Origin of the sequence: Amorphus coralli DSM 19760 (genome assembly GCF_000374525.1) — a bacterium.
Classification (GTDB): domain Bacteria; phylum Pseudomonadota; class Alphaproteobacteria; order Rhizobiales; family Amorphaceae; genus Amorphus; species Amorphus coralli.
Map to the genome: position 1 here is coordinate 286,532 of NZ_KB894571.1, position 14,361 is coordinate 300,892.

At 67.9% G+C, this 14,361-nt stretch carries 13 protein-coding genes; 11 read left to right on the top strand and 2 right to left on the bottom strand.

What is annotated here, in order from left to right; genetic code table 11:
• Positions 1 to 92: 92 nt before the first annotated feature.
• The 7 genes from C507_RS0105465 (at position 93) to C507_RS0105495 (ending at position 7,971) form a co-directional block, all read left to right on the top strand.
• Positions 93 to 2,174 (top strand): TonB-dependent hemoglobin/transferrin/lactoferrin family receptor, encoded by a 2,082-nt coding sequence (locus C507_RS0105465; RefSeq protein ID WP_018698659.1) that lies wholly within the window; start codon positions 93 to 95, stop codon positions 2,172 to 2,174.
• Between the two features lie 33 nt (positions 2,175 to 2,207).
• Positions 2,208 to 2,534: a heme-degrading protein HmuQ gene (gene hmuQ / locus C507_RS0105470; RefSeq protein ID WP_018698660.1), complete on the top strand. Its 327-nt coding sequence runs from the start codon at positions 2,208 to 2,210 to the stop codon at positions 2,532 to 2,534.
• A 195-nt stretch (positions 2,535 to 2,729) separates the two neighbouring features.
• Complete coding sequence (gene exbB, locus C507_RS20450; protein ID WP_018698661.1) at positions 2,730 to 3,467, top strand: tonB-system energizer ExbB; 738 nt, start codon at positions 2,730 to 2,732, stop codon at positions 3,465 to 3,467.
• Between the two features lie 11 nt (positions 3,468 to 3,478).
• On the top strand, positions 3,479 to 3,949 hold the full coding sequence (gene exbD, locus C507_RS0105480; protein WP_018698662.1) for a TonB system transport protein ExbD: 471 nt from the start codon (positions 3,479 to 3,481) through the stop codon (positions 3,947 to 3,949).
• 1 nt (position 3,950) lies between these two features.
• Entirely contained in the window at positions 3,951 to 5,450 is a 1,500-nt protein-coding gene (locus tag C507_RS22260; protein ID WP_018698663.1) for an energy transducer TonB family protein, read from the top strand.
• Positions 5,451 to 5,743: 293 nt separating this feature from the next.
• Positions 5,744 to 6,235, top strand: a complete 492-nt coding sequence (locus C507_RS0105490) for a MarR family winged helix-turn-helix transcriptional regulator (RefSeq protein WP_018698664.1) — start codon at positions 5,744 to 5,746, stop codon at positions 6,233 to 6,235.
• 17 nt (positions 6,236 to 6,252) lie between these two features.
• Positions 6,253 to 7,971: a thiamine pyrophosphate-requiring protein gene (locus C507_RS0105495; RefSeq protein ID WP_018698665.1), complete on the top strand. Its 1,719-nt coding sequence runs from the start codon at positions 6,253 to 6,255 to the stop codon at positions 7,969 to 7,971.
• A 78-nt stretch (positions 7,972 to 8,049) separates the two neighbouring features.
• Here C507_RS0105495 and C507_RS0105500 read toward each other — a convergent pair whose 3' ends face one another.
• A complete protein-coding gene (locus C507_RS0105500) occupies positions 8,050 to 8,400 on the bottom strand; it encodes a hypothetical protein (protein WP_018698666.1) in 351 nt (116 codons plus the stop codon).
• Positions 8,401 to 8,767: 367 nt separating this feature from the next.
• On the bottom strand, positions 8,768 to 9,202 hold the full coding sequence (locus C507_RS0105505) for a hypothetical protein (protein WP_018698667.1): 435 nt from the start codon (positions 9,200 to 9,202) through the stop codon (positions 8,768 to 8,770).
• A gap of 459 nt (positions 9,203 to 9,661) precedes the next feature.
• On the opposite strand from C507_RS0105505, the gene C507_RS0105510 reads away from it, so the two are divergent.
• From C507_RS0105510 to C507_RS0105525, 4 genes are all read left to right on the top strand, one after another.
• Positions 9,662 to 11,107 (top strand): aldehyde dehydrogenase, encoded by a 1,446-nt coding sequence (locus C507_RS0105510; RefSeq protein ID WP_018698668.1) that lies wholly within the window; start codon positions 9,662 to 9,664, stop codon positions 11,105 to 11,107.
• Between the two features lie 277 nt (positions 11,108 to 11,384).
• Positions 11,385 to 12,428: a TRAP transporter substrate-binding protein gene (locus tag C507_RS0105515; protein ID WP_040400721.1), complete on the top strand. Its 1,044-nt coding sequence runs from the start codon at positions 11,385 to 11,387 to the stop codon at positions 12,426 to 12,428.
• Entirely contained in the window at positions 12,425 to 13,012 is a 588-nt protein-coding gene (locus C507_RS0105520; protein ID WP_018698670.1) for a TRAP transporter small permease, read from the top strand. The genes C507_RS0105515 and C507_RS0105520 overlap by 4 nt, the downstream gene beginning before the upstream one ends.
• 17 nt (positions 13,013 to 13,029) lie before the next feature.
• On the top strand, positions 13,030 to 14,349 hold the full coding sequence (locus C507_RS0105525; protein ID WP_018698671.1) for a TRAP transporter large permease: 1,320 nt from the start codon (positions 13,030 to 13,032) through the stop codon (positions 14,347 to 14,349).
• The last annotated feature ends 12 nt before the right edge of the window (positions 14,350 to 14,361 follow it).

A 14,361-nucleotide genomic window follows, 5' to 3' on the forward strand; every position in this document is an offset into this window, starting at 1 on the left:
GCAACAAAAATCAGGCAAGCCAGCAACCGCGTCCAGCGCTCCAGCCAGCCAGCCGAATGCGTCAACGACTGACAATTCAGAAGGGCTGGCCGATGGCACTCGGGCTTTCGAGGAGCGTGCTCCTCGCCTCCGCATCCATTCTCGTTCTGACGGGACACGTACAGGCACAGGACGCCGTGGTCCTGGGGCAGGACGCCGTCGCCCTGGAAACGATCACCGTCACGACGCATACGGCCACCCGGACGGAAAGCGCGCCCTACGACGCCCTCTCCGGGTCCACCGTGGTCGATCGCGACACGATGGAGACGGAGTTCGCCCCGAGCCGCGTCTCCAATGTCCTCGACACGCTGCCCGGCGTCTGGACCGACGAGAACGCCGACGACCCGGCGACGGCCATCAACATCCGCGGCCTGCAGGACTTCGGCCGCGTCAACGTGATGATCAACGGCGCCCGACAGAACTTCCAGCGCTCCGGCCACAACGCCAACGGCATGTTCTACATCGACCCGGAGATGATCCGCTCGGTGGACGTGACCCGCGGCCCCGTCTCCACCATCTACGGCTCCGGTGCCATCGGCGGCGTCGTGGATTTCCGCACCCTGACCGCGGATGACGTCCTGAAGCCGGGCGAGGACGTCGCCGGCCGGCTGAAGGGCCGCTACGAGACCAACAGCAAGGGCCTCAACGGCCACGCCGAGGTCGCGGCCCGTGTCGGCACGGCATTCGATGCCGTCGCCGCCGGCACCTGGGCGAGCTACAGCGACTACACCGACGGCGCCGGCAACAAGATCCCGAATTCCGGCTACGATCTGAAGTCCGGCCTCTTCGAGGCGCGGGCCCGGCCGGCCGACGGCCATGAGCTGACCGCCACCGGCATCCTCTACAACGCCACCTACGACCAGGGCGAAGGCACCGTCTACGACACCGACACGACCACCGAGACCTACCGGCTGAAATACCGCTACCAGCGGCCGGAGGACCGTTTCTTCGACCTCTCCGCGCAGGTCTACTACACCTCCACCAAGACCGATCAGACCATCGTCGGCGTGCCGAACTACTTCCCGCGGCCGAGCCTCGGCTCCGAGCGCGAGTTCAAGATCGAGACCACCGGCGTCGACGTCTTCAACACCTCCCGGGTGATGCTCGGCCAGACCCATCACGCCATCACCTACGGCGCCGACGCGTTCCGCGACCAGGTGAAGACCTCCGATCCGGACCCGTTCTCCAGCGGCGAGGAGTTCACCCCGCCCGGCAGCCGCAACGTCTACGGCACCTACATCCAGGACCAGATGACGATCGGCATGCTGGACGTGATCGGCGCCCTGCGGTTCGACGGCTACGACATGGATGGCCAGGGCACGACCAGCTCCGGCGACCATCTCTCGCCGCGCCTGACCGTCGGCCTGACGCCGGCCGACTGGATCACGGTGTTCGGCACCTACGCGGAGGCCTACCGCGCGCCCTCGCTCACCGAGACCACCTGGACCGGCACCCATCCGCCCGTCGGCGGCGCCCCGCCTTTCACCTTCCTGCCGAACGCCGACCTGAAGCCGGAAACCGCCCACAACTTCGAAGGCGGCGTCAACTTCCGCTTCGATGACGTGATCCAGGACGGTGACGGCATCCGCGCCCGGGTGCTCGGCTACTACAACCAGGTGGACGACTATATCGGCGCGGTCGTGGTGCCCTTCTCGTTCCGTCCGGGCGCGACCTGCTCGTCTCCGCCCTTCTGCTACCAGTACGAGAACATCAGCCAGGCCAACCTGTGGGGCTTCGAGGCCGGCATCGACTACGACGCGGGCCGCTGGTTCGCGGGCCTGTCGGGAACCATCGCCCGGGGCACCGATGCAGAGACCGGCAGCGACCTCGACACGATCCCGCCGGACCGGCTGATCCTTTCCGGCGGCTTCCGCGCCCTTGAGCAGAAGCTGACCGCCGGCGGCCGACTGAGCCTGGTCGCCGCCCAGGAGAAGGTTTCGCCCGGCCTCGAGTCCGACGCCTACGCGCTGCTCGATCTCTTTGCCAGTTACAATGTGGACGACCGCGTCTCCGTCGGTCTCAATATCGACAACGTGTTCGATACGTATTATCAGCCGTTCCTGGACGCTGAAGCCGCTCCGGGCCTCAACGCAAAGCTTACCCTCGACTTGCGCCTTGGCGGCAAGCTCAACTAATCGAACGCTGTTTATTAGAAGGATTCCGATCTAATGTTTATCGCCATGAACCGCTTCAAGGTTTTGCGCGGCGAGGAGAGCGCGTTCGAGCAGGTCTGGCTCGGCCGCGAGGTCCATATCGATCAGGAACCCGGCTTCGTCGAGTTCCACCTTCTGAAGGGTCCCGAGCACGAGGATCACACCCTCTACTCCTCGCACACGATCTGGGAGTCGCGGGACGCTTTCGAGGCCTGGACGCGCTCGCAGTCCTTCCGCGATGCACACAAGGGCGCCGGTGATCGCAAGGTGCTCTACATGGGCCATCCCGAGTTCGAGGGTTTCGAGATCCTGCAGACCGTCACGCCGAAGGTCGGCGCCTGACACCGGGCGAGGCCCGCATCACCCGGCCGCGGATGCAATCAACGCGTCGCTGACGGACGGGTACCACGGCGGCCGGCGGAGATCCTGACCCTCCGCCGGCTCCGACCCAGACATCACCAACCGGTCGCGAACCGGGGCGGACGGCAGACGATGCCGACCGCCCCGGTTTCGGCGCTAACAGGGTTCTGAAGGTTCATGGACGAGATGCTGTTTTCGCAGATGGAGGCGTGGGCTCCCACCGGGGACATGGGCCACGACCTCAGCCCCATGGGGATGTTCATGGCCGCGGACATCGTCGTCAAGGCGGTGATGATCGGTCTCGTCCTCGCCTTTCTCGTGACGTGGACGGTCTGGCTCTTCAAGACGCTCGAACTCGCCGGTTCGCTGGCGCGCTCCAGGCGCGCCCTGGCCCGCGTCTCGTCGGCCCGCACCCTGGCGGACGCCCGCGACGCCCTCGGCGGGCGTGGCACGGTGGCCCGGCTGGTGGCCGCAGCGGAGGAGGAGCTGAACCAGTCGGAGGGTCTCGCCGCCGCCGGCATCAAGGAACGGGCGGAAAGCCGTCTCGTGCGCCTGGAGGCCGCCGCGGCCCGGCGCATCACCCAGGGCACCGGCGTGCTGGCCACGATCGGGTCCACCGCCCCCTTCGTGGGCCTGTTCGGCACGGTCTGGGGAATCATGAATTCCTTCATCGGCATTGCCGAGACCCAGACCACCAACCTCGCCGTCGTCGCGCCCGGCATCGCCGAGGCGCTGCTGGCCACCGCGCTCGGCCTCGTCGCCGCCATTCCCGCCGTGGTCATCTACAACCATTTCACGCGCCGCATCGCCGCCTACCGGGCACTTCTGGGCGATTCCTCCGCCGCGATCCTCCGGCTCCTGGGCCGGGACCTCGATCGCGCGCCCACCCCGGCCTACGCCATCGCGGCCGAATAGGACGCCCCGCCATGGCCATCAAACCGACCGAAGGCGACGAACTTCAGGAAACCCACGAGATCAACGTCACGCCGTTCATCGACGTGATGCTCGTGCTCCTGATCATCTTCATGGTCGCCGCCCCGCTCTCCACCGTGGACGTCGGCGTCGACCTGCCGACATCCAACGCCGCGAAGACGGCGCGCCCGGACACGCCCGTGGTGGTCACGATGCGCGAGGACCGCTCGCTCTATCTCGGCAACGATCCGATCGCGGCGGCCGCGCTATCCCCGGCCCTCGACGAGGCCACCGAAGGGGACCGCGAAACGCGCATCTATCTCAGGGCCGACCGCACGCTGCGCTACGAGGACGTGATCGGAGCCATGAACCAGCTCCGCGACGCCGGCTACCTCAAGATCGCCCTGGTGGGCCTCGATTCCGTCGCCCCCGCCGCCGTGCCGGATCCGATCGCGACCGGACCGAGCGAAACCGGACAGGAGTGACATGGCCAGATCCGCCTCCCCGGATCCCCACATCCCCTCCCGCGGCACGACAGTGGCGCGCGGCCTCGGCTGGACCGCCAGCTTCCTCGTGGTGCTGACCGCCACGACGGCGCTGGCGGCGATCGCGCTCGCGCCTCAACGCGAGCCGCTCGAGGTGGCAGCCATGGAGCCGGCGATCCTCGTAGACCTGCCGCCGATCGAGGCCATCGACGAACCCACCGCCGACGACGCCGACGTCATCAACGCCGCCGGCGCCAGTGCCTCCATGCCTGTGGAAGAACCGCCCGAGGTCATCGAGGAGCCCGGCGCCGAGCAGGCCGTCGAGGACGAGACCGCCCTAGAGCCGCCGGTCGAGGCGGAGCCGGTGCCGGAGCCGGAGGAGATGGCCGAACCCGAGCCCGAGCCGGAGCCGGAGCCGGAGGAGGTGGCCGAACCGGAACCGCTTCCAGAGCCCGAGCCCGAGGAGGTCGAGGTCGCGGAAGCCCCGGTCGAGGAACCGCTTTCCGAACCCGTCGAGGAACCGGCTGAACCGGAGGAGATCGTCGAGCCGGAGCCGGACCCCGAGCCCGTTCCGGAGGAAGTGGTCGAGCCGCTGCCCGAGCCGGAGCCCGTCGAGCCCGAGGAGGTCGTCGAACCGGAACCCGAACCCCAGCCGGAGCCCGAACCGGACGTGGTCGAGCAGCCTCCGCTCCCCGAAGACCCCGAAATCGTCGAGGACGAGCCGCAGCCGGTGATCGAGCCGGAGGAGCCGGTCGAGACCGAGGTCGTGGAGGAGATGCCGGCACCGGAGCTGCCGGTGGAGGCCGCGCCTTCGGACGAAACCAGCGAGACCGTTGTCGCCACAGGCCCGCCGCTGCCGCTGCCCAAGCCGCCGCCGGAGCCGCTGGCCACCCCGGAGATGGTGGAGCAGAAGCAGGCGCGTGCCTTCGAGCTGCCGCAGGCGAGGCCCGAACCGACGGAGGAGATGCGCGCGGTCCTGGAGCAGGAGCGCCAGCGTCTTGCCGCCGAGCAGCGCGAGGCGGAACGCCGCGAGGCAGCGCGGCGGGAAGAAGCGCGTCGGGCCGAGGCACGCCGGGCCGAAGAGCGGCGGGAGGCGGAGCAGCGCCGGCGCGGGCAGCGCAAGAAGGTCGCCCAGCAGGCCGAACCACGGAAGACCGAGACCCGGCGCGGCAAGCCGGCCCCGCAGGCCCGCCAGGCCACTTCGCGGGCGGCGGTGGCCGCGGCGAAAGCCACCTACCAGCAGCAGGTGCGTCGGGCCATCGAGCGCCAGAAGCGCTACCCGGCGCGCGCGCGTCCCGCCCAGGGCGTGGCCCGCGTGTCGTTCAGCATCTCCGCCGGGGGCGGCATAACGGGGGCGCGGCTGGCCGGCAGCTCCGGCAACCCGGCGCTGGACCAGGCCGCGGTTCAGGCGGTGCAGCGCGCCCGCGTGCCGCCGATCCCGAAGGAGCTCGGCACCAGCCGGATGTCGTTCACCGTGCCGATGAGCTTCACCCTGCGCTGAAACGGCGCCAGCCTGCGACAGGCAGCGGGCGTCCGGCATGGGTCGGGCGCCCTTTTCATTGACGCCGTTCGGGCCGCACGCCACGCGGTCCGGCCGCCGCGCGAAGAGTCCTTCGAAACCAAATGGTTTGAAGCAAAACTAGTTGCGGGTTTCCTGATAGTGCCATATAGCTTGAACCGTTGCGGAACGGCGGACTGCCCGCTCCGGTTGCCGCGACGGCGCCGGGTCGGCAGACGCCGGCCGGCCGGTCATCGGGCCCGGTAAATCGCCCGGACAGGAACGAAGCGATCGCAATGGACAAGCCCGCAGACGCGAAGGACGACACCGCCCTCCGATCGCCTCTGGGGACTGACGAGCAGCTCGAATTCGGCTCCCTCGCCAGCGCGGTCGGCTTTCATCTGCGGCTTGCCCAGAACGCCTCGTTCAAGGCCTTCAAGCGCCATACGGGCGAGACCGACCTGCGCCCCGGCTGGTACGCCGTCCTGACCCTGATCCACCACAATCCCGGCATCACGCCCATCACCCTGTCGCGCGCCTCCGGCCGTGACAAGTCGACGATCACGCCCGTCCTTCGGGATCTGCTGCGCGACGGCCTCGTCCGGCGCAGCGCCATTCCGAGCGACCGGCGCAGCTACGCGCTGTTCCTCACCCCCGACGGGGAAGAAAAGCTCGCCATGCTGGCCAAGTCCGCCGCCGCCCACGACACGGAACTCGACGCCATTGTCGGCGAGCGGAAGGACGAGCTGATCCAGGCGCTCCGCCGGATCGTCACCCTGCTCGACTGAGGACCCGCGCTCCCCCCATGTACACCACAAGCACCGCCTTCCTGGAGGCCCTCGACGAGGCCGGCATCTCCTGCATCTTCGCCAATTTCGGCAGCGACCATCCGGCGCTGATCGAGGCGATCGCCGAGGCGCGCGTATCCGGCCGCAAGATCCCCGCCGTCATCACCTCGCCGAATGAGATGGTGGGGATGAGCGCCGCCCACGGCTACGCCCAGGTGACCGGCAAGCCGCAGCTCGTGCTCGTGCACGTGGAATGCGGCACCCAGGCGCTGGCCGGCGCGGTCCACAACGCCGCGCGCGGCCACGTGCCGATGCTGATCTTCGCCGGCGCCTCGCCCTTCACCCAGGACGGCGAGATGAAGGGCAGCCGCAACGAGTTCATCCAGTGGATCCAGGACGTCCACGACCAGCGCGGCATCATCCGCGGCTACACCAAGTACGACACCGAGATTCGCACCGGCACCAACATCAAGCAGGTCGTGCACCGCGCCCTGCAGTTCACCTCCACCGATCCGAAGGGCCCGGTCTACCTGATGGGCGCGCGCGAGGTGATGGAGGCGGACATCGCCGAGCCGGTGACCATCGATCCGCGCCAGTGGCGCCCGGTCGACCCGGGCGCGCTGACGGAGGCTGCCATCGGCCGCATCCTCGACCACGTGGAGAAGGCCGAGCGGCCGCTGCTGGTCACGTCCTATGCCGGCCGCAATCCCGACGCGGTGGCGGAGCTGGTGCGCTTCTGCGAGCGGGTCGGCATGGGCGTGCACGAATCCGTTCCCAGCGCGTTGAACATCCCGCACGATCACCCGCTCTATCTCGGCAACCAGTGGAACGAGCCCTTCCAGAACGAGGCGCTGGCCGAGGCCGACTTCGTGCTGGTGGTGGACAGCGACGTGCCGTGGATCCCGAGCCACAACAAGCCGTCCGAGGGCACGCCCGTGGTCCACATCGACGTGGATCCGCTGAAGGAGAACATGCCGCTCTGGTATATCGGCGCGGAGGAATCCGTGCGTGCCGACGCGCAGACCGCCTTCGCCCAGCTCAACGCCGCGCTGGATGCGCGCAAGCCGGACGCGAAGGCCGTGAAGGCGCGCAGCAGGCACTACGCCGCTGCGAGCGACCGGCGCCGGGCCGAGATCGAGGCCCAGGCCGCCCAGCCCGAGGGCCTGATCACGCCGGAATATCTGACGGCCACGGTCCGCCGGCATATCGACCCGGACACCACCATCGTGCTGTCGGAGGGCATCACCAACTACACGGTGATCGCCAACCACATGCGGATGACGCGGCCGGGCTCCTACTTCGCCAGTGGCGGCGGCTCGCTCGGCTGGAACGGCGGCGCGGCGGTGGGCACCAAGCTGGCGGCGCCCGAGAAGACCGTCGTCGCGCTCTCCGGCGACGGCTGCTACATGTTCTCCATTCCCTCCACCGTCCACTGGATGGCGGCGAAGTACCAGACGCCCTTCCTGCAGGTCGTCTACAACAATCGGGGCTGGAAGGCGCCGCGCTTCTCCGCGCTCTCCGTCCATCCGGACGGCTACGCCTCCAAGGCCAACGACCTCGACCTGTCGTTCGACCCCTCGCCGGCCTATGCCGACATCGCGGCGGCAGCCGGTGGCGCCTGGGCGCGGAAGGTGGAGCGTCCGGAGGATCTCGACGCGGCGGTTGCGGAAGCGCTCGAGGTGGTGCGCACCGAGAAGCGCTCCGCCGTGCTCGACGTCTGGCTCAGCCATCTCTGAGCTGCGCCGACGGCCACGGCCCCTACCCGGTCGGGCAGCCGGGCTTTCGCCCGCGGCCCGGACCGGCTGACCGGTCAGCTACCAGTCGTTCTCGACGGCCCGCTGCCGGAAGCCGCTCGTCGCGACTTCCCAGAAGCTGCGCGGCACGAACGCCGGTGCCGGATCCACGAGCTGCTGCGCATGCCAGGCAACGTGGCGCGCGCGGCGGATGCGGGCGTCCTTGCCGCAATGGCCGCAGGCGACGTCGTAGCCCTCGTGGCCGCCCCCCGACGACAGCGCAACGAAGCCTGGCGAAACATCATGATAGTGGACCCGGACGTCGCGATGCGTGTTCGACCAACCGCCATATTCGTGCGCCTGCGCCTCGCCATGGCGGTTGCAGGCCTCGCACTCGAGATGAACGCGAAACCGGTTTTCACCTGAACTCATCAATCTCTACCAATTTGTTCCTGAATAGAACAGATCGTGACGCACCCCTGCCCTGTCCGGGTTCCGTTGCGGAGCCGGATTCTTGAGCCAGAGCGACAGCTTGCAGGGCGTGGCGGTAAGCCTCTTCCGCACCTGCCCTGTTCGCTGAATGTGGCAGGAACCCCTTGGATCTTTTGTGTCAGTTTGCCGTCACCGCGCGGCTGTAGGCCGTCAGGCGCGGATCGGCGGCCCGCAATTCCATGCAAATGCACGAGGTTTCGGGAAGCTTGACGATAGGGTTAAATTTCAGTGAAGCCCGGCGGGGTCGGCACGGACAGCCGGCGTCGAGACCCGGGGTCTCGCCAGCCGCCGCGGCCCGTGCGACCGGCTACCCTTCGCAGCGAAAGACCGGGATGATCGGCCCCCAGAAGGAGAGCGCGACGGCGTCCCCGTCGATGGCATAGCCGAAAAGGGCATTGCCGCGCGTGGGCTCGCCGTCCTGGACGCATTCGGAGAGGGAAAACTCGAAGGTGCCGGTCTCGGTGCTGTCGATCTCCGCGACCTTGCAGACCAGATCGGCGATCACCAGCCGGGTCTGCGAGAGGCGCACCGTTTCACCGGCGCAGCCCGGCTCCAGCCCGTATCGGCCGAGAAAGGGAAGCTCCTGGGCGCTTGCGATCCCCGAGAGGGCAGCCAGCCAGACGCAAGCCGCAAGACCCATCGCCGCCGTGCGCGCCCACGGACGCGCCTTGTTCGCAATGAAGCCCACGCCCTGCCCTTTCCTGTGCTCGACGACGCGCAGAAGACCCGCTGCGAACCGCATGCGCAAGCGGAAGCTTCCGCGCGCCCAATTCGGGCCCCGCACCCGCTATTGGTCGCATGACAACGTCCGAATTCAGCCTTGAGTTTCGCCCCACAATAATGTTTGATTACAAACTAGATTACGCGCCCGATAGCGACCGCGGGCGCCGAGCGGAGGATCGATCGAACGATCCCCGGCGTTTCTGGGAGGGTCTCGCCATCGTGTCCGCCTTTGCAGACGTGGCCGCCGGCCTGTCGGTACCGCCATGCTCGGTCGCCGCGTTGGTCCGGTCTTCCCGTCGCCGTGGAACGGTGGCGAGCGCGATCCGTTTGTTCCCATCGTCCGTGTTGTGCCGTCGCCGTCGCACCCCGTTGCGATCGGACACTCACCGCCGCACCAACGCACCCGACCTCCCGTTTCGCGCCTCGCGCCGCTCGCGGCCACGATGGGCGGCCATTCCGTAGAACAAGGAGTAATCGAATGGACATCACGATGCTGATCGGCGGCGCCGACACGCCCGCGGCGGACGACGCCGTCTTCGAGCGGCGCAACCCCGTCTCCGGCGACGTCGCCACCCGCGCGCCCGCCGGCAAGACGGGCGACGTCGACAAGGCCGTCGAGGCTGCGGCCGCCGCCTTCCCCGACTGGTCGCAGACGGCGCCCGCCGCGCGCCGCGCGGTGCTCAACAAGGCGGCCGACGCGCTGGACGCGGCGACCGAGGAATTCATCAAGACGGCCATGGCGGAAACCGGCGCAACCGGCCCGTGGATCGGCTTCAACGTCATGCTGGCGGCCAACATGCTGCGCGAGGCCGCGGCGATGACCACCCAGATCACCGGCGAGATCATCCCGTCCAACAAGCCCGGCACGATGGCCATGGCCGTGCGCGAGCCGGTCGGCGTGCTGGTGGGCATGGCGCCGTGGAACGCCCCGGTGATCCTGGCGGTGCGGGCGCTCGCCCTGCCGATCGCCTGCGGCAACACCGTTGTCCTTAAGGCCTCGGAAATGTGCCCGGCGACGCATCGGCTGATCGGCAAGGTGCTGACGGACTCCGGCCTGCCTGAAGGTGTGGTCAACGTCGTCACCCATTCCGCCGACGACGCGCCGGAAGTGGTTTCCGCCCTGATCGCCCACCCGAAGGTGAAGCGCATCAACTTCACCGGCTCCACCCGGGTCGGCAAGATCATCGCCGAGCAGGCCGGACGGCACCTGAAGCCGGTCCTGCTGGAACTTGGCGGCAAGGCGCCGCTGGTCATCCTCGATGACGCCGACATGGAGGGCGCGGTGAACGCCGCGGCGTTCGGCGCCTTCATGAACCAAGGCCAGATCTGCATGTCGACGGAGAAGATCGTCGTCGACGAGAGCATCGCCGACGAATTCGTCAAGCGCTTCGGCGAAAAGGCCGCCGCCCTGCCCCATGGCGACCCGTCCGGTCACGTTGTGCTCGGCTCCGTTGTCGACCGGGCCACCGTCGAGAAGGTGGACGCGCTGGTGAAGGACGCCCTCGACAAGGGCGCGGAGCTTGTCACCGGCGGCGCCACCGACAGCACCATCATGCCGGCCACCGTGGTCGACAAGGTGACGCCGGACATGCGGATCTACTCCGAAGAGTCCTTCGGTCCGGTGGTCTGCGTGGTGCGCGCCAAGGGTGTCGACGACGCGGTGCGGATCGCCAACGACACCGAGTACGGCCTGTCCTCCGCCGTCTTCGGCCAGGACGTGCAGCGCGCGCTGTCCGTCGCCCGGCGGATCGAGGCCGGCATCTGCCACGTCAACGGCCCGACGGTCGCCGATGAGGCCCAGATGCCGTTCGGCGGCATGAAGTCGAGCGGCTACGGCCGGTTCGGCGGCAAGGCCGGCGTCGACGAGTTCACCGAGCTGCGCTGGATCACGGTCGAGGATCCCGGCCAGCACTACCCGTTCTGATCGGCCCGGCCGCACCGCCCGACGGGTCCGGTGCGGCCGGTCCCAAATCGCGAACGCACTGTTCACACCGGTCGCCTTTCCCTGCACGCGATCCGCGTTAGGTTGAGGCGCCTCGACCGGGAAAAATATCGATTTCGTTTGCAGTTAAACCATTCTGGACACAGGTCCGGATTCAGTGAAAAGTCACGGGAACGAACCTGTGAGAACCGCCACGCAACGACGTGGCCGCAGACCGCCACCCCGACGGTGGCCATCCATGTTTCTGGAGGAACGCGACATGAAAAGAAGACATTTCCTGCTCGCCACGGCGGGCGTGCTGAGCGCGGCGGTGATGATGCAGAGCCCCGCCTCTGCCGCCGATCCTGAGTATACCTTCAAGCTGCACCATTTCCTGAGCCCGAAGTCGCCGGCTCAGACGCAGATGCTGGAGCCGTGGGCCGAGGCCATCGAGAAGGACTCCGACGGTCGCATCGAGATCGAGATCTATCCGTCGATGTCGCTCGGCGGCGCCCCGCCGCAGCTGTTCCGCCAGGTGGCTGACGGCGTGGTCGACATCGTCTGGACCGTGAACGGCTACACGCCGGGCCTCTTCCCGCGCTCCGAGGCGTTCGAGCTGCCGACGGTGTTCACCAACGATATCGCCGCCACCAATCTCGCCATGCGCGAGATGTACGACGAATATCTCGCCGACGAGTACGAGGGCGTTCACCTGCTCTTCAACCACGTGCACGCCGGCCAGGCGATCCACACCGCCAAGAAGCCGGTTCACTCGGTCGAGGACACCCAGGGCATGAAGCTGCGCGTGCCCGGCCCGACCGGCAACGCCGTGGTGAAGGCCATGGGCGCGACCCCGGTGACGATGCCGGTTCCGGACCTGCCGCAGTCGCTGGCCACCAGCGCCGTTGACGGCGCGCTGATCCCCTGGGAGATCATCCCGCCGCTGAAGCTGCAGGACGTGACCGACTACCAGATCGAGGGTCCCGACGCGAACCGCTTCGGCACGACGGTCTTCCAGGTGTCCATGAACAAGGACAAGTGGGATTCGCTGCCGGCCGACATCCAGGAAATCTTCAACAAGAACTCCGACGAGGAGTGGCTGAAGAAGGTCGCCGAAGTCTGGCGCGCGTCCGACGACAAGGGCATCCAGATCGCCGTCGACGCCGGCAACGAGCACATCGTCCTCACCGAGGAGCAGATGGCCGGCTTCAACGAGGCGCTGACCCCGGTGGTGAATGCGTGGATCGAGGAGCAGGGCGACGACTTCGACGCCAAGGCGCTCGTCGATACCGCCAAGAAGACGATCGAAAAGCACAAGCAGTGAGCGCGAACACGCCCGCTTCGGACGCGGCGGCCCTGCCGCCGCGTCCCGACACCCCCGTCGCCAGGACCATCGCGGTCCTGGGGCGGACCATCGAGTTGTGGGCCCTTGCCGGCGGCTTGCTGGCCTGCGGCCTCGCCGTCATGACCACGGCCAGCGCCGTTTCCAACCTTGTGCTGGGCGCACCGTTCCCGGCCGACCACGAGCTGATGAAGCACTTCATCGCCGTGGTGATCTTCATGTTCCTGCCCTACTGCCAGCTCGTCGGCGCCAACGTGACCGTCGACATCTTTACCGAGCGCATGAGCGAAGGCACGAAGGCCCTGATGGGCGCGTTCTCGGCCATCTTCGCCATCTGCTTCGCCCTGCTGCTGCTGCGCCAGATGTGGTTCGGCATGTGGGGTTACGTGAAGTGGCTGGAGGTCACGCCGGTGCTGGGGCTGCCGCTGTGGACGGCGTTCCCGCCGATCCTGGCGTCCCTCCTCCTGCTCCTGATCGCCGCAATCATCACCCTGATCGACGGCTACCGGGCCGCGCGTGGACAGGTTCCGTTCACCCATCGCACCCCGTTCCAGATCGCCGAATAGCTCGCTAGGCCCGCCCCATGGACAGTCTCGCGCTCGGCCTGCTCGGCCTGGTCGTTCTTCTCGCCCTGATCGCGATCCGGGTTCCCATCGCCTACACGATGATCCTCGTGGGCATCGGCGGCACGCTGATCCAGTCGGGCCCGCTGGTGCTGCTCAACCAGCTCAAGGATCTCGCCTACGCGCAGTTCTCCAACTACGACCTGTCGGTGCTGCCGCTGTTCATCCTGATGGGCGGACTGGCCACCCACACCGGCCTGTCGCGCGATTTGTTCAGGGGGGCGAATGCCTGGCTCGGGCGATTGCCCGGCGGCGTGGCCATGGCGGCGATCGCCGCCTGCGCCGGCTTCGGCGCGCTGTCCGGCTCGTCCACGGCCACGGCCTCCACCATGGGCTCCGTCGCCCTGCCGGAGCTGCGCCGCTACAAGTACGCTCCGTCGCTGGCCACCGGCACCATCGCCGCCGGCGGCACGCTCGGCATCCTCATCCCGCCGTCGGTGGTGCTGATCGTCTACGCCATCATCGTGGAGACGAACATCGTCACCATGTTCGCCGCAGCGCTCATCCCGGGCCTGCTGGCGCTGCTGATGTTCCTCCTGACCATCGCCATCTATGTCCGCTTCGTCCCCGACGCCGGACCGAAGGGCGAAAGGGTGCCGGCCCGCGAGCTCTGGTCGGCGACGCTGGGTCTGGCGCCGGTCATCGTCATCTTCGGCATCGTCATCGGTGGCATCTACGGCGGCATCTACAACCCGACGCCGGCCGCCGCCATCGGCGTGTTTCTGGTCGCGCTCTACGGCATCGTCCGCTCCAAGCTGACCTGGGCGTCGTTCCGCACCTCGCTTCTCGACACCGCCCGCATGAGCGGCATGATCTACCTGATCCTGCTCGGCGCGGAGCTCCTCAAGATCTTCATGGCGCGGGCGGGCGTGCCGCAGGCGGCGGCGGAATTCCTGCACACCAGCGGCCTCGGCCCCTACGAGATCCTGGCGCTGGTCATCGTCGTCTTTCTGATCTTCGGCTGCCTCATGGACTCGCTGTCCATGGTCATCCTGGCGATCCCCTTCTTCTGGCCGGTGATCGCGGGCCTCGATTTCGGCCTCAGCCCCGACGAGACCAAGATCTGGTTCGGCGTCGTCATCCTGGTGACGGTGGAGCTCGGATTGATAACGCCACCCGTGGGATTGAACGTGTTCATCATCAACTCGCTCGCCCGCGACGTGCCCATGCGCCAGACCTTCAAGGGGGTGATGCCGTTCTTCGCCTCCGAGATCGTGCGCATCATCATCCTGATCGCCTTCCCCGCGATCACCCTGCTTCTGCCGCGCCTGTTGAACTAGCGCAGGGCAGCC

What these genes read in the sequence shown, in the direction of transcription:
- exbB (WP_018698661.1), top strand. Translation starts at nt 2,730, where the DNA reads ATGGACGAGATGCTGTTTTCGCAGATGGAGGCGTGGGCTCCCACCGGG.
- C507_RS0105490 (WP_018698664.1), top strand. Translation starts at nt 5,744, where the DNA reads ATGGACAAGCCCGCAGACGCGAAGGACGACACCGCCCTCCGATCGCCT.
- C507_RS22260 (WP_018698663.1), top strand. Translation starts at nt 3,951, where the DNA reads ATGGCCAGATCCGCCTCCCCGGATCCCCACATCCCCTCCCGCGGCACG.
- C507_RS0105525 (WP_018698671.1), top strand. Translation starts at nt 13,030, where the DNA reads ATGGACAGTCTCGCGCTCGGCCTGCTCGGCCTGGTCGTTCTTCTCGCC.
- C507_RS0105495 (WP_018698665.1), top strand. Translation starts at nt 6,253, where the DNA reads ATGTACACCACAAGCACCGCCTTCCTGGAGGCCCTCGACGAGGCCGGC.
- C507_RS0105465 (WP_018698659.1), top strand. Translation starts at nt 93, where the DNA reads ATGGCACTCGGGCTTTCGAGGAGCGTGCTCCTCGCCTCCGCATCCATT.
- C507_RS0105510 (WP_018698668.1), top strand. Translation starts at nt 9,662, where the DNA reads ATGGACATCACGATGCTGATCGGCGGCGCCGACACGCCCGCGGCGGAC.
- C507_RS0105515 (WP_040400721.1), top strand. Translation starts at nt 11,385, where the DNA reads ATGAAAAGAAGACATTTCCTGCTCGCCACGGCGGGCGTGCTGAGCGCG.
- hmuQ (WP_018698660.1), top strand. Translation starts at nt 2,208, where the DNA reads ATGTTTATCGCCATGAACCGCTTCAAGGTTTTGCGCGGCGAGGAGAGC.
- C507_RS0105500 (WP_018698666.1), bottom strand. Translation starts at nt 8,400, where the DNA reads ATGAGTTCAGGTGAAAACCGGTTTCGCGTTCATCTCGAGTGCGAGGCC.
- exbD (WP_018698662.1), top strand. Translation starts at nt 3,479, where the DNA reads ATGGCCATCAAACCGACCGAAGGCGACGAACTTCAGGAAACCCACGAG.
- C507_RS0105505 (WP_018698667.1), bottom strand. Translation starts at nt 9,202, where the DNA reads ATGCGGTTCGCAGCGGGTCTTCTGCGCGTCGTCGAGCACAGGAAAGGG.